A 20,813-nucleotide genomic window follows, 5' to 3' on the forward strand; every position below is an offset into this window, starting at 1 on the left:
AAGGCACTTGTGGCTAGCTCGGCTGTCATTGTATCGCCAATTTTATAGCCCAATACTTTTCTCTTCTCAGGATCCAAAACGGTCGCTAAATAGACCCATCTGTGATTAGTCAACTGAATATAAGTGATATCTGTTTGCCAAACACCACTCAAATCATGCAAGTGTCTAATCAGATTGGGCTTTTGATCAACCGTCACAACAGTTTTGGGTTTGCGATAACGTTTTTGCATGCGGGATTTAATCCCTAATTCACGCATTGAATAGCTTCAAGCCTCCTAGGCCAATGTTTGGTTTACTTAATGCAGCTTATTCAGATATCAATTAATTTAGGGTCTATAATTATATAATCGCCCCTGAGAAAACCTATTAAAACAGCCCTCATTGTCTAGTGACTAGATAATGGGGGCTGTTTTAATTATAAAATGACATAATAGCCCTTTAATATTGCTATATTTTCCGTAATTATATAAGCAGACCGTTATATATGACTTATGTTTCCACACATCGCCCTACAAATCAAAGACTCCGCCATCTTTCAAAGTCATGCCGATTATTCGTGGGGGTGCAGCAAGTAAAGTTACTGTTTCACTTGAGTTCAATTTCATGAAAGCGTTTTCTTACAGTGATATAATTAATGTATTAAATCATTATAGGAGGGCAAAATATGTCTATCAAAAATGTAACTGTCGCCGGTGGTGGGGTTTTAGGTGGGCAAATTGCCTTCCAAAGTCAGTTCATGGGATTCAATGTTACTGTTTATGATGTCAATGATTCGGCTCTAAAGCACTCTGAACAATTAATGACGTCTTATCCAGACACTTATAAAAATTTCTATGCAGATGGTGAAAAAGCGGATAAAGTCATTGAAAACATTCGCTTTAGTTCTAATCTAACTGATGCTGTTCAGGATGCAGACCTAGTCATTGAGGCAATTCCAGAAGATGTCAACATTAAGAAGAATTTCTATGAGCAACTTTCGAGAGTTGCCCCCCAAAAGGCAATATTTGCTTCAAATTCTTCTACGTTCGTACCATCTCAATTTGTTGACAGTGTTGATCGTCCAGAAAAATTTTTAGCCCTACATTTTGCTAACCAAATATGGGTCAACAATAATGCTGAAATTATGGGACATGCGGGAACTGATGAGAAGTATATTGACGAACTTGTGAAATTTGCGCGAGATATCCGAATGGTCCCTTTTAAACTAAACAAGGAACAACATGGTTATATTCTAAATTCACTCTTAGTTCCATTTTTAGATGCGGGAACAAAACTGTGGGCAAATGAAATTTCCGATCCCCATACAATTGATAAAGCTTGGATGTTAGCAACGAAGGCTCCAATGGGACCGTTTGCAATATTAGATATGGTTGGTCTACAGACACCCTATAATTTAGCTTTATCAAGGTCAGAAACAGATGAAGAACAAGCCAAGATTGCTCGTTTGATAAAAGAAATGATCGATAAGGGACATACGGGATTTGCATCAGGAAAGGGCTTCTATGAATATCCTAACCCTGAATACCAACAAGAGTCATTCTTAAAGTAAGGATGACATTAACGTTTTTTAATAGACTATATCAACATAAAGCATAGTAAAAGGAGGCCATTATGCGATATTCTAACGGAAATTATGAAGCTTTTGCACGTCCAAGGAAGCCCAAAAATGTGGATCAAAAATCAGCGTATATTATTGGAGGAGGTCTGGCCGGACTGGCTACCGCTGTTTTCTTAGTGCGGGATGGACATATGTCCGGGGAAAAAATTCATATATATGAGGAATTGCCTACTCCGGGTGGATCGTTAGATGGAGAAAAACGTACCAACATCGGCTTTGTGACACGTGGTGGTCGAGAAATGGAAAATCATTTTGAAACTATGTGGGATATGTATCGATCAATTCCTTCTTTAGAAATTAAAGATGCCTCTTACTTAGATGAATTTTATTGGTTAGATAAAGATGATCCAAATTCATCTAATACTCGCCTAATTTATAATCGTGGACAGCGCGTACCAACTGATGGCCTGTATACTTTGGATGAAAAATCTAAAGAATTAATAGATTTAGTTTTAACTCCTGAGTCAAAATTGGGTAAGACGACTATTGAGGAATTCTTCTCAAATGAGTTCTTTGAAAGTAACTTTTGGATGTACTGGGCAACTATGTTTGCTTTTGAAAAGTGGCACTCTGCAGTTGAGATGCGTCGATACACGATGCGATTTATCCATCATATCGATGGATTACCTGATTTTAGTGCCCTAAAGTTCAATAGATACAATCAGTATGAGTCTATGGTTCTACCAATTATAAAGTATTTAGAGTCATACAATGTCGAATTCATATATGATACACAAGTTAATAATGTTGTGGTAGATTTCGAAAATGACGAAAAAATTGCAAAAAAACTCGTGATCCAGGATGGTGATGATGTTAGCCTATCACGTGATGATCTTGTATTCGTTACAAATGGTTCTATTACAGAAAGTTCAACATACGGCAGCCATGATAAACCCGCTCCTATATCAAAAGAGTTGGGTGGTAGTTGGTCACTATGGAAGAATCTGGCAGAGCAATCTAATGATTTTGGTCATCCAGAAGTATTCTATGATAACCTACCTGAAAAAAGTTGGTTCGTATCAGCGACAGCCACTATAAAATCACCAGAAATTGAACCTTACATTGAACGTCTCACCAATCGTGATTTGCATGATCACAAAATTAATACTGGTGGGATAATTACCATAACCGATTCGAACTGGTTGATGAGTTTTGCTGTTCACAGGCAGCCACATTTCAAAGAACAAAAAGAAAATGAAACAACTGTATGGATATATGGACTATATTCAGATACCAAAGGAAATTTTGTTGATAAGACCATTGTAGAAAGTTCTGGTGAAGAAATTACTCAAGAACTCCTTTATCACCTTGGTGTCCCTGAGACAAAAATCAAAGAATTGTCTAACCAAAACAATATAAATACCGTTCCAGTATTTATGCCATTTATTACATCATACTTTATGCCCCGCGTTGCGGGTGATAGGCCAGATATTGTTCCTAAGGGATCTGTTAATTTAGCCTTTATTGGTAATTTCGCAGAGTCACCTAGTAATGACACTGTATTTACTACCGAATATTCAATTAGAACGGCCATGGAATCTGTATATACTTTACTTGAAGTTGAACGCGCTGTTCCTGAAGTTTATGGATCCATTTATGATATTCGAGAACTACTTAAAGCCATCTACTACATGGGAGATAAAAAAACCATTGATGAGGCTAATTTAGGAATTCCAAAATTAGCTAAAGTAGCTCTAAAAAAGAAGATAAAGGGAACGTTTATCGAAGAGTTACTTAAAGAGAGTAAATTACTATAAAGCATGATATCTGTTAGGGCGCTGATGTCAAGATTATGGACAGGTTTTTTCGGCACCGAGAGGTGCCGGACTCCGAAAATTTTTCGAAAACCGGATTTCAGCTTAAAACGGCGTGATTTCTGGGTGTTTGTGTAGGTGGAACAGGGCCGATCCCTGCCGGTGAGAGAAAACAGGTGGTATAGATTGTGAACCAGTCGGATTTCACAAGTTGTGTCGTGCAACAAATAAGCTTTCACAAGGCGAATTTTTGAAATTCACAAGTGACGGCTTATAAACGGCGTCGTATCGGTTAGTGCCGATAACCGAGATTAAGTAAAAAGCGCTATCCTTACTCGCTGTAAGGATAGCGCTTTTATATTCATCAGAAACTTTGTGAATTTTACGTTTTTTAATTGGTCTAGCCCTCTAAACCTTGGTTTAATCACGTTGCCGGTTTGTGAAATGACTGGATTTTAAGCACGCTTTTTTATGGATACTTGTAGGAATATCAGATATGAATCCATAAAAACTACAAAGTAGACAACATAAAACCAAAATGATGTGCTTAATGAAACACCGTCTAACAGTGTTGATACAATAATTTAGGACTGACTAATAGTGAAAATACACTTCCGGTAAATACAGAAGGTTTAAATTTGAAAGATAATAGTCCTATAAACAGTAAACTTGCTAATAAATATAAGTTAATTGTTTTTTAGCAGAAAAATTAATTATAGTTAAAATGTTAAGCATTAATCTTGCTAGTTTTATTATTTTTTAATATAATAATACATTTGAGCTCTAATTAAAATACAAGGGAGATTTTTTATGTGGAAAGAATTTAGAGACTTTGCCTTTAAGGGAAATGTCGTCGATCTAGCAGTGGGTGTCATTATAGGTGGTGCTTTCGGATTAATTGTAAAATCATTGGTTAATGATATTATTATGCCACTTGTGGGGATATTAATCGGAGGGATTGATATTTCTAATTTGGCTGTAAAAGTTGGAACAGCTACTGTAGCCTATGGATCATTCTTACAGACAGTTATTAACTTTTTGATCATTGCTTTTTCAATATTTATAATGGTTAAAGTATTTAACAAAGTAAGTAAGAAGCGTGTTGAAGAAAAAGTTGTTGAAGAAACCAATACAGAAAAATATTTGAAACGGATTACAGAACTTCTTGAGAAAAAATAAATTATAATTTTTAACATACGTACTGATGCCTTATTATTTGGCGTTAGTACTTTTTATTCTTTTGGATAATTAATTTTAATAAAAAGGCCATTCCCCTAGAATGGCCTTTTTTAAGAGAGAATAATTGATGAATAAAATTTATGGGAGAGAAGAGAATAGTCATGTAATTGACTATGTATTGATTATAAAATATCTAGATTAACTCTAGGCTAAATAACAATATAGTTATTACTTATTCGATTTCGTATTTTTTCGTTCATCAGAATACCATAGATAGTTTGAAAGTATATCGGTTATTAAACTGATTAAATCAGCTATGATTGACAACATAAACCCCCCTTTCTTTTCAAATAACAAACTTTTTGTCTTTAAGTAGTTCGTCCTGTTTTTTATCAAGCGCATACGTATAAATTGCATGTAAAACTTTTTTCTTGTCGGGATCTTTGACATCAGCGACGTATATGAAAGGCCTTGATTGTGCATCTTAACAAGAGACTGCTTAAATTCTTTTTTGTATCGAATCATATTAAAAAAAAGCTCCTATGCTATTAGTTTACAGGGCAGAAGAAAATCTGTCCGTAAATCTAGCATAAGAGCAACCAATACTTCTGTATCTGTTTCGGTAGTAAAAGTATGACCCTTGTTGATCAATTCTTCTCTAATACCTTGGTAGTTATAAATTTCTCCGTTAAAAATTACTGCTTTTGATTTATCTTCATTGTAAATAGGTTGCATACCACTGTTGATATCAATGATACTCAATCGACGAAATCCTAGCGCCGTATCCTCATTAACTAATTCCCCCGAACTATTTGGACCACGATGTTTGATCGTATCCATCATAGCTTCTATAACTGGATTTTTGTCAGCAATCTTCTTGTCTACGAAACCGGACGATACCGCACATATGAATTCTCCTTAAATTTCAAAACTTACGAATCTGGTTGCTGCACCATATCCAAATATTTGGAGCAACATTTTGTCGGGATTGATATTAATGAAATATCCAGCTAATTCGGAAATCTCATTATATCGGCGATCCCATTTTTTATTATAATCAGTCGTGAAGCCATGTTTTTTACCCATTAAGGCCGAACAATTTAATATTATATGATTAATTCCATTAACTTTGTAGTACTTTTCATAATGCATGTGTCCACAAATATAATTCGATATGGTCGAAATACCGGTATCAGTAAAGTTATAGCGAACATTAACTCCAAAATCACCGGATAATTCATTTTTAAGTTGTCCAGAATCCTTATTATTAAAGCTAGTAAAAATCTTCTGAACTAAGTCACCGTTGAAGTTCAAAGCTGAACGACCACTTTGATTGATCAAATTAGCATGACCAAAAACTACGACATGCTTATCAATTGTCTTTTCTAAAATAGATATTAAATCTTCGATCTGTTGCTCGCGGATACCACGGACTTTTTTGAAGTCGTACTTCTTGGTCCCGCCATTTAGGATATAGGGAATATCGCTCGTATTCAAGAAAATTACTCGAATATCCCCTTTATCGATCCAAGCAACTTTGGAACCAAGACTCAAGCGTTTGATCTCAGGTTGTTCGAAATCATGTTTCGTTACCAAATTATAGTAGTCGTCACGTCTAAATGAGGCTGAAGTAATAAATTTGTGTTCATCATACTTATCATTTTCATCGTGATTACCTTCCAGCACATAAAAAGGACGCTGGCTATTTTGGTAATTTTCCATCGTGAATTGTAACAATCCTCGACTGATCTCTGGCTTATCACTACCGTCGATCAAATCGCCTAAATGAATATTGTAATCCACTGGCAATGAATCGCAAGCCTTATTGGCTTCGATAATATGCCTTACCCCGTTGAGACCATAGTACGATGAACTGGCAACAGCTTTTTCATGAGTGTCCGTTAAAACCGATAAAGTCAAGCAATTTTGGCTAACGTTAGGTTCAACGTTCTTTCTGAAAACTTGCTCGATATATTCTGTAAAAAACGGTCTCGGCTTTAATTTTCTCAAAAAGTTATCAGTTTGAACAGAGATAAATTCAGATGGTCTCGGTCTAAAAAAATTTTTAGTAAGAAATTTGATTTTCACGATTTTTATTCTCCTAATTGACTAAATCTTATCATGTTTTAGACTCATAATTATTTGCTCTTATACTAAAAAATGGCCTATTCTTATTCAGTCCGTAAAATGAAAGTATAGGAGTATTTTTATGTCAATGCGTTATTCACAAGATTTTAAAGCGAGCAGCCATCTTAGTAGCCAAAAAATAGTCTGTAATGTGGGATTGCCGATAGTTAATCAATTTTTAGCATAGGGCTACGTGCATGTGCGTATTTTAAGTCCACTTAAACTCAAACCTAGTACCTATTACAACTGGCGCCATTAGCAACCCAGTAGACAAGCAAAGCATAGAGAATCCCTAAAATCTTATATTTTAGACGTTTGGAAAACCTTTAAATTTTATGGTTATCGTCGTATTGCTGCTTATAGTCAACAAACCGACGGGCCAAAGGTATCTGAGTATATGACACTCAAATTAATGCATCAATTAGGGATTAGATCCCGCATGCAAAAACGTAATCGTAAACCCAAAACTTTGGTGACTGTTGATCAAAAGCCCAATCTATTGACCCATGAGCAGGTTAATCCGCCAAAATTTTATTATACACTTACATTTACCGATTATTTTAATGTGGTTAAGCTGACACCAGCTTACCCCACGCGGTTAGCGTTCTGCATGACATGCTCTCACTGAAGGTGATCTTGCAATGATAAATTGCCCCGTCACGGCGTGACCCGCCGGAGGTTTTACGAGCCGGATAATAGGCGCTGTAAAATAGCAGTTTCCCCAGTAGGAAGGGGAAACGCTACTGTCATCGCTTGTCGATGACACGCCTCGCAGAGCCTGTCCAAAATATCATTTTGGTATAACAGGCTATACCAGATTTTTAACGGTGTTATACTGGTCTTGGAAAACCTTTTTCGAGGAGGCATTTTTGATGGCGCATTTAAAGAAAAATACGCGTGGCGCAGTACCTGGTTTAGCGGTCCATTTTGAACGTAAAACCGACCATCATACTAACAAAGAAATTGATGTGTCGAAATCCTATCTGAATCAAGATCTCATGGCAGATGGTTCAGATATGCTTTCACGTTTCAACGAGCGTTTAAATGACGTTTATTGCATGAAAAGAGACGATGTGAAGGCGTTAGCGACGTGGATAGTCACTTTACCTGAAGAACTCACAGAAGCCCCCTACGAGCAACAGAGCGCCTTTTTTGAAGCAACCACAAATTTTCTCAACGAACGCTATGGGCAAGAAAATGCCGTGGCCGCTGTGGTGCATTATGATGAGACAACACCACACTTGCACTATGCCTTTGTCCCAGTGGTCTTTGATGCAAAAAAAGCGCGTGATAAAGTATCCGCTAAAGAAGTACTCACGCGCCATGATTTACAAACCTTTCATGATGATTTAGATCAGCATTTAAAAAAAGTGCTGCCCTTTTATGAACAAGGTATTTTAAATAACAAAACCTTACCGTTTGAGAATGTCGCTGAAATCAAAAAATACAACGATCAGTTTAACGCCTTAAAAAACGAACTAGCTGACGTTGAAGAAAATATTAGGGCTAAACATGCCGTACTTAAAATCACGGATCAAGCCTTAACGGAAGTTGACTTAGCCGAAAAACAAATTGATGCCTTTAAACAAGCCTTATCTAAAAACCTCTTTGGTAAGACGGTGCTGAAACCAGATGACTTAGATCGCTTTAAAAACGTGTTAGCCACGATGAAGAAAGCCACCTTGGAAAGCCAGCATGAGACGGAAGAACTCAAGCAAACGTTAGGACAAGTCAAAGCGCAATTAGCTGACATCCAAGCTGATTATCAAAACCTAAAAGAAACGCATCAAGCGCTACAGAAGCGGCAGCGCGAACAGCAACAGCTGGATTATGCCATGCGTGACATGCTTAAAAATGATTATGGTGTCGAAAAGCTATCGCATACTGATGTGGAGGCTCGGTATGTTCTTTATAAGCTGGATCATGAAGAACTCACAAAAAATAAAAAAGTAGCCCAGTCCTGGTTAAAAACCTTGACGACAGCTAGAGCAGATCCAGACACCAAAATAGCGCCAACTAGATTAGATCGCGGTATCGAACAAGTTAAAGCATTAATCAATCGAATCATTGAATTAACGCGTGATGTTTTTAAAGGACCAGGTCTCTAACGTTAAAACGGCCTATTTGCCCGTCTAAGCGTTTTTAGCCATAAGACTGAGAAATAGTCATCAAATAGATTCAAACGTCGCTATTGGCGTAATAAGTGGAAATTATGATAGATAACTAGGTATCTATCCTTTAAAATAATTCAAAAAAGAACACCCTGTACAAAATTTATGTACAACGGTGTTCTTTTTGTTTTTTATTTTATTGAATCAATAAAAAGGCGCAGCCTATTATAAGTTTATCTTTTATATTTTAATCTTTTGTTCTTTTGCGCAGTTATAAAGTCAGTATTATCAAGGGTTAACAAGAGGATACCCCACAAAAAAACTGTGTATACCCCACAAAAAAACTGTGTATACCCCACAAAAAAACTGTGTATACCCCACAAAGATAAAAATAAATTGTGGTACATAGTGATACAATAAAAGCATAAAGAAATTCCCGTCTAAAAGTTTTTCTTTATGCTTATCCAATAACACGCCCAAAGGAGCGTATTTATATGTCAATTATACCAGAATCAAAAACAAGTCAGGTACAGACCTTGAATGAGTTATCAAAACGAAAAGTCGTCGAACATAATAGTTTAATCACATCCATTGCCAAGATGGATAAAACACCCCTCAAAATGTTTGAACTAGCGGTGTCTTTAATTGATACCGACAATCCACCTCAAGATCAAACGGTGTATTTATCAAAGCAAGAAATGTTTGCTTTTTTTAAAGTCAATGATAATGATAAGAACAGTCGCTTTAAACAAGCGATTGAAAAAATGCAGAAACAAGCTTTTTTTCAGATTAAAAAAGAACAAGATAAAGGCTTTAAATTTATTAGTATTGTACCAATCCCGTATGTGGAATGGACAGATTATAATGACGAAGTAAAAATTGAATTTCATCGTGAAATTATGCCTTATCTAATTAATCTCAAAAATAATTTTACGCAACATGCTTTGTCAGATATTGCAGAATTGAACAGCAAATATGCAATAATTTTGTATCGTTGGTTGTCGATGAATTACAATCAGTACGAACATTACAGCGTCAAAGGTGGACGACGAGAAGAACAAGTAGAAAGCTATCGTAATCCCAAAATCGGTATTCGAGAGTTGCGAGAAATGACTGATACTGTTAATGAGTATCAGAGGTTTGATAGGTTTGAGAGTTATATCTTGAAAAACTCTTTAAAAGAAATCAATGCTCATACAACCTTTAACGTGACGCACGAGAAAGTTAAAAAAGGACGCAACATTGATAGCATTATCTTTCACATTACTAAAAAACCAGTGGCAGATGATATTAGTTACAAGCTAGATGATCCAACTTATATTGACGGTAAGATAAGGCAAGAAGAAAGTGAAAAAGACCTCGTATATGAAGCTATGAAAAGTCCATATACAAAATTGCTGATGGAACATTTCTTGTTGTCATATATTGATTTGACGGATACGTCTATTTTGTCAGGGTTACAGAAAAATGTTTATCCACTTTATGACGAATTAAAAGAGTTACGTGGTTTAAAGGGCGTGAAAGAACACTTAGCCTATATCAGAGACAAACAAGATGATTATTCGAAAAAGAATATTGCTAAGTATCTTAAAAAATCGATTGAACAATATCTACCAATCGTTAAAAGGCAGGATATAGATCATGAGTGAAAATTTAAAAACAATTCGAGAACTTGCTGATGAGTTAGGAGTTAGTAAGACTGCAATTAACAAAAAAGTTTCGGATAGCGAACGAAAACAATGGTTTTCAAAAAACGGAAACCGGTTTTTGGTTAACGAAAACGGGCAAAAGGCTATAAGAACAATGTTTTCGTCTGGAATCGACAACCATAAATCGAAAACCGAAAACACATATCAACAACCAGAATCAAAAACCGAAAACTTTGAAAACGCCAACCTAAAACATTCAGATATTAACTACTTAAATGATATTATTAAGTATCAGAATGCACAAATAGAAGATTTAAAAGAAACTAAATCACAACACTTTAAGCAATTGACTCAAATGCAAAATTTATTAGATCAACAACAACGATTAGCCTTACAAGACAAACAACTGCTCGAAGAATACAAGGCAGAAATTAAGGACTTGAAAGCCTTAACGATGGCACTGCATGATGATGGTGAAAAAGAGGCGACGTCAGACAAACAACCGGAACCTGAAAATAGCACCCCGGAGGCACAACCTAAACCGAAAAAGTGGTGGCGTTTTGGTAAATAGTTACAACTAAAAAGAAAAGAAGACTAGTTAAATGGCGGAAGATAAATTTGAACAAGCTGTGATTGAGAAGTTAAAGAGCGAGGGGTGGGATTACCTCAGTGAGTATTCTGGTGTCACGGTTGATCGGCTATATGACCACTGGCGCGACATTCTGAATGCCAACAATCGTAAACGACTAGAAGATACCCCGTTATCTGATAATGAGTTTGAACAAGTGAAGCTGGAACTAACGAAGAATAAAACGCCGTATGATGCGCAACTCATGTTGGCGGGTGCGGGTGGTGTTGGGACCGTACCGTTGAATCGTGATGATGGGACGCAGCTAGAACTTGAAATATTCTATGGTGATGAAGTGGCTGGTGGACATTCACGTTATGAAGTCGTTAACCAAATTACGTTTACGGATTTAGCAACGAGTCTCAGCTCTAAGCGCCGAATTGATATCATGTTGCTGATTAACGGGCTACCAGTGGCCCACATTGAAGAAAAAGATGAGTCCCTGCAAAACCAGTGGAATGCGTTTGAGCAGTTCCAAAAGTATGACGGTGACGGCATGTACACGGGACTCTTTTCTTTTGTGCAAGTGCAATTTGTCCTATCACAAAATTCAGCGCACTATTTTGCACGACCAAAGAATAGCGACTCTTATAACCGTGATTTCGCCTTTGGCTGGCGTGATGATGCCGGTAAGGATGTCACAAATACGATGACCTTTATTCATGAGGTGATGGGTATTCCAGCTTTACACCGCTTAGTAACCGTGAATATGATTCCGGATGCAGCCAATGATAATTTAATGGTCATGCGCTCATATCAAATTCAAGCAACGCGTCAAATTTTAGATCGTATGCGTGAAATGGATCAAAACGGGCTGATTGAAAAAGAAGGTGGCTATGTTTGGCACACCACTGGCTCTGGTAAAACGGTCACGTCATTTAAAGTGGCGCAACTACTGGCTTCACGACCAAGGGTTGAAGATGTTTTGTTTATTGTGGATCGGGTTGACTTAGTCAATCAGACCTATGAAAACTTTAAGTCATTTGCCTATAAGACCTTTGAAAATCGGATTCAAGTGGTGAATGGGAGTGAACTAAAGCGTGCTCTTAAGCACGATAACACGGCCCATATCTATTTGATTACGTTACAAGGCTTGGATAAGGCCATTAAATCAGGTCTAGCCGCTAATAAGCGGATGGTTATTTTAATGGATGAGGCCCACCGATCAGCCAGTGGTGATGCCGTCAGCCGAATTAAACAAGCGTTACCGAAAACCACTTGGTTTGGGTTTACCGGGACGCCTAATTTTTATAGCGATGAAGTCCATGACGTGAAAACCTCTAAGGATGTTTCAACCTATGATATTTTCGGTCCGCGTTTACACCGGTATACGATTAAGGACGCTATTGGTGACGGTAACGTCCTTGGGTTTGATGTGACGTATTATGAGACTGATTTTGAACACGATCTGGATAGTGGTTTAACTGAAAAGGAACTGGAAAAAGAAGTATATGCCAGTCTGCCATTCCGCCAAGCGGTTGTGGCAGATATTCAGCGTAATTGGGCTACGAATGCTAGCGGACCAATTAACATGGGTGTCCGTGAGCCTAATCAATTCCAAGGTATGTTAGCCGTATCAGGTAAGCAAGCCGTTGCTTCTTACTACAGTCTCTTTAAGCAACTAGCACCTGAATTACGGGTGGCTATGACGTATTCTCGCGATGAAGCTAATGGGACGGGGGCGTCAGATTTACAAGCTGCTTTAAAGCAAGCGATGCAAGACTACATGACGTTCTACGGCACACGTAATTTCTTAGAGGACAAGGATCCACAACGGGCGTACCTCAATGATATGACCAAGCGCATTGCCCGTAAGAAGCCCTATAACAAGGGTAATGATGCCGACAGATTGGACTTGATTATTGTGTCAGATCAATTATTAACGGGCTTTGATTCAAAATTCGTTAATATCATTTACATGGATAAGATTTTGGGTGAAGGTCCTCTTATTCAAGCGATGTCACGAACTAACCGGACGATCGATAAAACAGCTAAACCTCATGGTAAAGTGCGTTTTTATCGTCAAGGTGCGGTGATGGAAGAAAAAGTGAAGGATGCGTTGATTATCTATACCAAAGGGGGCAATGATACCTTAGCGGATGCGGGGAATACCCCGGATGATCAGGAACAAAAAGAGTTGTTTGATGAAGGGATTTTGGCGCCTAAGGCAGCTGATAAGATTATTGACTTGAACCCTCAAATCAAGAGGCTGCAGCAGTTAGCGGGTGATGATTTTTCACAAATGCCGCGCTCTGAAAAAGAACAAGTCGAGTTTGCCGTGACAGCCGCCCAAGTTAACTCGCAAGTCCAACAACTAGTGCAACAAGGATATGTCTTGGGGAACTCTGTTGAAGGACCAGAAGGACCTATCACACTAGGCATTGAGAGTGCAACGCAGCTCAGCTCATTGCAAGCACGCATGAACGATGTGAATGAGGTCTTGCCACCCGACAAGCAAGTTGATTTAACGAATATCAAACTGGTGTTGCAATCCTTTGCGAATGAAATTATTGATTACGATAAACTAGTCGATTTATTGAATGCATATATGAATGAAACCAGTGTTGCCAACCGTGCAGCGGTTGAAGAGCATGTACAGCCCTTAGATCAAGATAATCGTGAAGAGATTGGACAAGTCTTAGATGGTATCGAACAAGGGGAGTATACGGAGCCTTTTACAACTGAAACGCTCAAGTCAGTCCGTAAGGCGATTCGTACCGCGCAACAAGACCTAAAAATTTACAAGTGGGCAGCCGACCATGATTACAATGGTAACGATATTCTAGCAGCTTACGAGCTATACCGACCTGGTATCGCGTTAGTTGATAACACGGCGCTGAATCAATATCTACAAGACTTAGAGAGTCGCTTGGATATTGGCTTCTTTGAGCTAGCTGACTTTGAAGAGTCGCTACTGAACTACTTTGCTAAAATCACAAAAAAATAAATTACTCATCATAGAAAAGGGCTAAACATGGCATTAACAGCAGATAAACAAGCATTAATTTGGAAAACATTGAACGAGACCCGCGGTAAGATTGAACCTTCTGAATATAAGAACTATATTTTCGGGTTGATGTTTTATAAGTTTCTATCTGAAAAGGCGCAAACATGGCTGGATCAGCAATTGCGTGGCGAAACTTGGGCCTCAGTCTGGGAACAGAATCCTGAAAAGGCTGCGGCCTTTATGCAAACCAAGTTAGGGTATGTGATTCAACCAGGCGAACTCTTTAGTGACTGGCAAGCAGCTATTAACGTGGATCAATTCAACATTACCAACGTGGCAGATGCGTTGGTGCACTTTAACCAAGGCATTCAACAAGGTGCAAAGGCCACTTTTGAAGGTATCTTTGACGACATGGACTTGGCTTCAAGCCGTCTTGGTAGCAATACGCAAACGCGGACGAAGACCTTGATGGATTGGATTAGTTTGATTGACCAAATTGAGTTAGATGAAGATGCCGATGTGTTGGGTGATCTCTACGAATACTTGATTGGGATGTTCGCGGCTAATTCTGGTGCAAAGGCTGGTGAGTTCTATACGCCACACCAAGTGTCAGATATTATGGCGCGGATCCTAACGGCTGGTCGTGAAGATATGCTAACGTACAGCCTCTATGACCCAGCCATGGGATCAGGATCATTGCTTTTGACGACTGCTTCATACATGCAGAATGATGGTGTTCGTGGGGCCATTAAGTACTACGGCCAAGAAGTTATCACAACCACCTATAACTTGGGCCGAATTAACTTGATGATGCACGGGGTGGAGTATAACGATATCCATATCCATAATGCAGATACCTTGAGTTCAGACTGGCCTGATGGTGTCCAAAGTGGGGTGGATAGCCCGCGCATGTTTGATGCCGTGATGGCGAACCCCCCTTACTCACTTAAGTGGGATAACGATAATCGAGAAGATGACCCGCGCTTCAAGGCCGGCATTGCGCCAAAGTCAAAGGCTGACTTCGCGTTCTTACAACACGGCTTGTACCACTTGAAGCAAGATGGCCGGATGGCGATTGTTTTGCCACACGGGGTCTTGTTCCGTGGTGCGGCAGAAGGTCGTATTCGCCAAGCATTACTGGAAAATCGTAACATTTCAGCGGTGATTGGATTGCCCGAAAAGATCTTTACGAATACGGGTATTCCAACCATTATTATGATTCTGGAAAAGAACCGAACGACTGATGATGTGCTCTTTATTGATGCGTCAAAGGGCTTTGAAAAGCAGAAGAACAATAACAAGTTGCGCCAAGAAGACGTGGACTTAATTGTGGAGACGTTCTTAAAGCGTGAAGACGTGGACAAGTATGCGCACGTTGCGAGCTTTGAAGAGATTAAGGAAAACGACTTTAACCTCAACATTCCACGTTATGTGGATACCTTTGAAGAAGAAGAGGCAGTTGATTTGGTAGCGGTTAGCCATGAACTAGGTGACGTTAATCGTGATATTGAACAAAGTGAATCTGACTTATTAGCAATGATTAGTGATTTAGCGGTCACAGATGAGAGCGAGGCGATTATCGAATCAGCTAAGCAAATATTGGGAGGCAAGCATGAGTAACAAAGTGCCTCAACTAAGATTTAATGGTTATAGTGATGCTTGGGTACAGCGTGAGCTTTCCGAAGTAGCGCGTTATCGTAATGGAAAAGCTCACGAGAAGTCAGTTGTAGAGACAGGTCCTTTCGTAATTGTAAATTCTAAGTTTGTATCCACTGAAGGTCAGGTACGTAAATATAGCGACGTAGATATTGAACCTCTGATGGAAGATGAAGTAGCAATCGTCTTGAGTGATGTTCCTAATGGCCGCGCAATTGCGAAGACCTTTAAGGTTGATCGTAGCGGTGTTTACACACTGAATCAGCGAATTGCTGCTTTGACCGCAAAAGAGAACTTTAGTCCATCTTTTCTACAACTAGTATTGGATAGAAATCGTTATTTTTTGAAATTTGATGACGGTGTGAGTCAAACAAATTTGAGCAAATCAGACGTTCTACAATTCACAACCGCATATCCAACTATCGAGGAGCAACGAAGGATTGGGCTGCTTTTTGAGTCGCTTGATAACCTTATCGCTGCTAACCAGCGTAAGTTAGATTTGCTCAAGGAACAGAAAAAAGGCTACTTGCAAAAAATGTTCCCTAAAAATGGGGCCAAAGTTCCTGAATTGCGATTTGCGGGGTTTGCTGACGATTGGGAAGAGCGTAAGCTTTCAGAACTTGCGACGATGAATGCAAGAATTGGTTGGCAAAATTTAAGAACCTCAGAGTTTCTTGATAACGGTGACTATATGTTAATCACAGGAACTGATTTTAAGGCCGGGGAAATCGATTATTCAAATATTCACTACGTAGAAAAAGAACGTTTTGAGCAAGATAAAAAAATTCAAATTTCGAATAAAAGCATCCTAATTACAAAAGATGGAACTCTTGGTAAGGTTGCTTATGTTGAAGGTTTAACGATGCCCGCAACTCTTAATGCAGGGGTGTTTAACGTCAGGGTCAAAGAAGATCTTGCTATTGATAGTAAATATTTGTTTCACTATTTAAAGGCACCTTTCCTTTTGAAGTTTGCAGATCAACGATCCACCGGGGGAACAATTAAACATTTAAATCAAAACGTCTTAGTGGAATTTCCTATTCCATTACCAAGTTTGGGAGAACAACACAAGATAGCTGGATTATTATCAAATTTTGATAATACTATCGCTCTTCATCAACGTAAGTTAGATTTATTGAAAGAACAGAAAAAAGGCTACTTGCAAAAAATGTTTGCAAAGTGATTATTAATTACAGAAGGAGGGTGTAGAAGTGTTGAATAAGTCTATTTTTATTTCATATGCTTGGGAAAAAGACGAGCCACTAGACAAGAAAGTTAAAAAGTTTTCACAATGGTTAGCAATTTATTTGCAATCTTGGGGGTTTCGAGTCCATCTTGATGTATTGGAAAACCACCCAGGAACTAAACTTGATAAGTTCATGCAAGACGGTATTGATAATTCTCACTTTGTTATTTGTATTTGTACGCAAACTTATTTACAAAAAACAACCGATTCAGCAACTGGCGTATATAACGAAATAGAATTAATTAAACAACAAGCTGATAGCCCTTTTATAATTCCTATAATTGAGCAAGAGTCATTTATTGATCTGCCGGATTTTTTTAAAGGAAAATACGTCAGTCAGTTAAAATTTGACAATCCATATTCTCAAGCGAATAAAAAGGGAATATTTGAGTTAGTATCCACTCTACGTGATGAAATGGTTCCAAGTAAAAAAAGTGAAACTAAAACTGACGCTAAAGCTAGAATTGAAAGTTATTACAATAGTGTTGAAAAAATAAAATTTTCTAATGATTCAGCTAATTTAATGAATTTCAACCCACAATCAGAAGATAAAATCTCTTTTCAGTACCTACTTAACGGAGGAGACTTTAAATTAGGAATTTCACCAATGGACTTTATAACTCATTGGTCGACTAGTGGGGTAAATACAATTCACTCTTATAACAAAGTCAGTAGGATGATGAGAATTCATAACTTTAAAAATTTTGAAATAATAAATCATCCAGCAGATATTAACTTGGATAACCTCATTGCTATTGATTGGGCTGTATCATTGAAAATAGGAGACGGTATTGTCTGGATAAATGATAAAAATTTTTTAGCGATAGGAAAAATAATTCAAATTGACTTGGATTCAGAGGATGAGTATAAAAATATGGTAACCCTTGCTTATAAGATTTTAAACCCAATTGATCTGACGGACGATTTCATCGATAGCAAATAGCCTATATATTTATTGGCGCTCATAAATATATAAAACAAAAGATTCTATATTTTTACAGGGTCTATAATTACATAATGACCCCTAAAAAAGACTATTAAAACGGCCCCCATTATCTAATCATTAGATAATGGGGGCCGTTTTTTTGTTAAGTGATATAATAAACCGTAAAAGAGGTTTAGAAATACGGTCCTGGTCATCAATAAATAAACAATTTAATTATTTATTTAATTTCAGAAAGGTATATATAAATCATGGCGCAACAAATTGTCCTACCCATCAAAGACTCCAACGTCTTAAAGATGGTACAAGATACACTTCTCGATAGTTTTCGGGCTGGTCGTCGTAACTACACCATCTTTCAAGTTGGCAAAGCTACCCTACTACGTGTGAGTGATGTCATGACATTAAAAAAATCAGATGTCTATAATCCAGACGGCTCTGTCAAAAATACAGCCTTTATTCATGATAAAAAGACCGGTAAAGCAAACACGTTATATTTAAAGCCTGTTCAGCAAGACTTGTTGCAATATCATGATTGGCTGGCCCAAGAAAATATCAATTCGGACTGGTTATTTCCCTCAACGGCCCATCCAGACCGTCATATCACTGAGAAGCAGTTTTACAAAGTGATGGCGCGTGTTGGTGATCTATTAGGTATCAACTATCTAGGCACGCATACCATGCGTAAAACAGGTGCTTATCGCGTGTACACGCAATCGAATTACAACATTGGCTTAGTCATGCATTTATTGAATCACTCAAGTGAAGCCATGACATTAACCTATCTTGGTTTAGATCAAGCGAGTCGAGAAAACATGTTAGACCAAATTGACTTTGGTTAACCTAAAAAGTGTTAAAATTCTTGTCAGAGGGGGAAATCACGATGAAAACCTATACGGACTATTTCTTTGATGAGCCAGCGTTTGATCTCCACGATGGCGGGTACGTGCCGCTTGGCGTCAGTGATGCGCCTGAGAAGCCCTTAAATGTGCCGCCGTTGTTGAAACCGGATAAAGAGACGGCGACCGACGTTTATTACACGGTGACAGCAGAGGCTGGGGAAACGCAACTGTTACCTGGGGCGAAGACCAAGACGTGGGGCTATAATACCAGTCTGTTAGGTCAGACGATTGTGTATCGCCGGGGTCAGCATACGCATGTGACACTGAAAAACACCCTGCCTGAGTTGACCACTTTTCATTGGCATGGGGCTAATGTCAGTGGCCCTTATGTTGATGGCGGATGCCATGCGCCGGTTTATCCGGGTGAAAGTAAGCATATCGACTTCACATTGGAACAACCGGCGACGACTTTGTGGCTGCACGCGCATCCGTGCCCATCCACAGCCGAGCAGGTTTGGCATGGTTTGGCTGCCATGGTGATTGTCAAAGACGACCATGAAGCCAGACTGCCATTGCCAAGGAACTATGGCGTTGACGATATTCCGGTCATTTTGCAAGACCGGCGTTTTCATGAGAACAACCAGTGGGACTACCGGGCTGATTATGATCCTGACGGTGTTGCTGGGCCAACTGCAATGATTAACGGTACAATCAATCCCTATTTTGATGTCACCACGCAAAAGGTCCGGTTGCGTTTTCTGGATGGTGCTAATCGCCGTGAATGGCGGTTGCATTTTTCCGATGACCTGCCATTTACGCAAATTGGCGGGGATGGCTCACTGTTACCGGAGCCGGTCAAATTTACCCATTTGATGCTGACTTGTGCTGAGCGTGCCGAAGTGATTGTTGATTTTGGCCAATACCATGAAGGCGACGAGGTCACCTTATATACGGATGATGTGCCATTGCTAAAGTTCCGCATTCATGCGTTCAAACCGGACCAGACTACCTTGCCTGATAAGTTGTTCGATGTGAAGGCCCCAGTGGTTGACCCGGCTTTGCCAGTTCGCCACGTTGTGATGCAGGGGATGGACGAAGGTGTCTCGATTGATGGTAAAAAGTTTGACATGCAGCGGATTGATGCCACGCAACCAATTGGCAAAGCCCAGTACTGGGATGTTACCAATAGCAATGATGCGCCTGGAATGGTTCATCCATTCCATGTGCATGGAACCCAATTCTTAGTCTTGTCGCGGAATGGGCATGCGCCGTACCCAAATGAATATGGTTTCAAGGATACCGTTGGCGTAAATCCTGGTGAAACGGTTCGGCTGCTGGTTCGCTTTGATTTGCCAGGGGTTTATATGTATCACTGCCATATCATTGAGCACGAAGATGGCGGCATGATGGCACAGATTGAAACATTCGATCCAGCCAAGCCAAAGCAAGAATATAAATTGATGGATATGGATACGTTAATGATGGCCTTGGCTAAAGAACGTGGCGTCAAACCATCTGAGATTTGGATGGGCGGTATGCAGTCTTATGAGAAAATGGGAATGAAAATGTAAACGTCCCACAATACTAATATAGAAAAAGATGATTTTAATATGAACTCTCCAACGATCAAACATCGCGGGGCTTTGCTCAGAAGTCAATAAATTGGACTATTTTTATTCAGTTACTTAGGCAACATTTGAGATTTAAATTAATACGATAGGTAATTATATTAGTATTCAAAATAAGTTGAGATAGATACAGACACTATCTCAACTTATTTTTTATGTGTTTAAGCTGACAGCAGCTTGCCCCACGCGGGTAGCGTTCTGCATGACATGCTCCCGCTGAAATCGACCCTGCAGTGGTAAACTGCCCCGTCACGGCGTGACCCGCCGGAGGTTTTACAAGCCGGATAAGTGGCGCTGTAAAATAGCAATTTCCCCAGAAGGAAGGGGAAACGCTACTGTCATCGCTTGTCGATGACGTGCCTCGCAGAGCCTGTCCAAAATATCATTTTGGTATAACAGGCTATACCAGATTTTTAACGGTGTTATACTGGTCTTGGAAAACCTTTTTCGAGGAGGCATTTTTGATGGCGCATTTAAAGAAAAAT

The 20,813-nt window shown here is 38.9% G+C and carries 15 protein-coding genes and 2 pseudogenes; 13 read left to right on the top strand and 4 right to left on the bottom strand.

Annotated features, from left to right (window positions below):
* The coding region (locus HF966_RS08530) for a DDE-type integrase/transposase/recombinase (RefSeq protein WP_345719093.1) at positions 1-257 on the bottom strand (257 nt) is incomplete at its 3' end.
* A gap of 407 nt (positions 258-664) precedes the next feature.
* On the opposite strand from HF966_RS08530, the gene HF966_RS08535 reads away from it, so the two are divergent.
* The 3 genes from HF966_RS08535 to mscL all read left to right on the top strand — a co-directional run bounded on the left by HF966_RS08535 (position 665) and on the right by mscL (position 4,551).
* Positions 665-1,549: a 3-hydroxyacyl-CoA dehydrogenase gene (locus tag HF966_RS08535; RefSeq protein WP_168677931.1), complete on the top strand. Its 885-nt coding sequence runs from the start codon at positions 665-667 to the stop codon at positions 1,547-1,549.
* Positions 1,550-1,611: 62 nt separating this feature from the next.
* Complete coding sequence (locus HF966_RS08540; RefSeq protein ID WP_168677934.1) at positions 1,612-3,375, top strand: oleate hydratase; 1,764 nt, start codon at positions 1,612-1,614, stop codon at positions 3,373-3,375.
* Positions 3,376-4,182: 807 nt separating this feature from the next.
* Positions 4,183-4,551, top strand: coding sequence for a large conductance mechanosensitive channel protein MscL (gene mscL, locus HF966_RS08545; protein WP_168677936.1), 369 nt, complete (start codon positions 4,183-4,185; stop codon positions 4,549-4,551).
* Between the two features lie 597 nt (positions 4,552-5,148).
* Here the strand turns inward: mscL and HF966_RS08555 are convergent.
* Positions 5,149-5,458, bottom strand: a pseudogene (locus tag HF966_RS08555) (asparagine synthase (glutamine-hydrolyzing)); the annotation flags it as partial.
* An 11-nt stretch (positions 5,459-5,469) separates the two neighbouring features.
* Complete coding sequence (locus tag HF966_RS08560) at positions 5,470-6,639, bottom strand: metallophosphoesterase family protein (RefSeq protein ID WP_168677938.1); 1,170 nt, start codon at positions 6,637-6,639, stop codon at positions 5,470-5,472.
* A 331-nt stretch (positions 6,640-6,970) separates the two neighbouring features.
* On the opposite strand from HF966_RS08560, the pseudogene HF966_RS09020 reads away from it, so the two are divergent.
* The 10 genes and pseudogenes from HF966_RS09020 to HF966_RS08610 all read left to right on the top strand — a co-directional run.
* A pseudogene (locus HF966_RS09020) lies at positions 6,971-7,306 on the top strand (IS3 family transposase); the annotation flags it as partial.
* Between the two features lie 244 nt (positions 7,307-7,550).
* A complete protein-coding gene (gene mobV / locus HF966_RS08570) occupies positions 7,551-8,786 on the top strand; it encodes a MobV family relaxase (RefSeq protein WP_168677940.1) in 1,236 nt (411 codons plus the stop codon).
* 497 nt (positions 8,787-9,283) lie between these two features.
* Positions 9,284-10,438: a RepB family plasmid replication initiator protein gene (locus tag HF966_RS08575; RefSeq protein WP_168677942.1), complete on the top strand. Its 1,155-nt coding sequence runs from the start codon at positions 9,284-9,286 to the stop codon at positions 10,436-10,438.
* Positions 10,431-11,009: a DNA-binding protein gene (locus HF966_RS08580; RefSeq protein ID WP_168677944.1), complete on the top strand. Its 579-nt coding sequence runs from the start codon at positions 10,431-10,433 to the stop codon at positions 11,007-11,009. Before HF966_RS08575 ends, HF966_RS08580 begins: the two co-directional genes overlap by 8 nt.
* A gap of 31 nt (positions 11,010-11,040) precedes the next feature.
* Entirely contained in the window at positions 11,041-14,013 is a 2,973-nt protein-coding gene (locus HF966_RS08585; protein WP_168677946.1) for a type I restriction endonuclease subunit R, read from the top strand.
* Positions 14,014-14,040: 27 nt separating this feature from the next.
* Positions 14,041-15,633, top strand: a complete 1,593-nt coding sequence (locus HF966_RS08590) for a type I restriction-modification system subunit M (RefSeq protein WP_168677948.1) — start codon at positions 14,041-14,043, stop codon at positions 15,631-15,633.
* A complete protein-coding gene (locus HF966_RS08595; protein WP_168677950.1) occupies positions 15,626-16,852 on the top strand; it encodes a restriction endonuclease subunit S in 1,227 nt (408 codons plus the stop codon). The genes HF966_RS08590 and HF966_RS08595 overlap by 8 nt, the downstream gene beginning before the upstream one ends.
* Positions 16,853-16,880: 28 nt before the next feature.
* On the top strand, positions 16,881-17,858 hold the full coding sequence (locus HF966_RS08600) for a toll/interleukin-1 receptor domain-containing protein (protein WP_168677952.1): 978 nt from the start codon (positions 16,881-16,883) through the stop codon (positions 17,856-17,858).
* 251 nt (positions 17,859-18,109) lie between these two features.
* Entirely contained in the window at positions 18,110-18,700 is a 591-nt protein-coding gene (locus tag HF966_RS08605; protein WP_168677954.1) for a site-specific integrase, read from the top strand.
* A 41-nt stretch (positions 18,701-18,741) separates the two neighbouring features.
* Positions 18,742-20,271, top strand: a complete 1,530-nt coding sequence (locus HF966_RS08610) for a multicopper oxidase family protein (RefSeq protein WP_168677956.1) — start codon at positions 18,742-18,744, stop codon at positions 20,269-20,271.
* 330 nt (positions 20,272-20,601) lie between these two features.
* Here the strand turns inward: HF966_RS08610 and HF966_RS08830 are convergent.
* Positions 20,602-20,813: hypothetical protein (locus tag HF966_RS08830; RefSeq protein ID WP_210729374.1), on the bottom strand; the 212-nt coding region annotated here is incomplete at its 5' end.

Origin of the sequence: Leuconostoc holzapfelii (genome assembly GCF_012396485.1) — a bacterium.
GTDB lineage: Bacteria > Bacillota > Bacilli > Lactobacillales > Lactobacillaceae > Leuconostoc > Leuconostoc holzapfelii.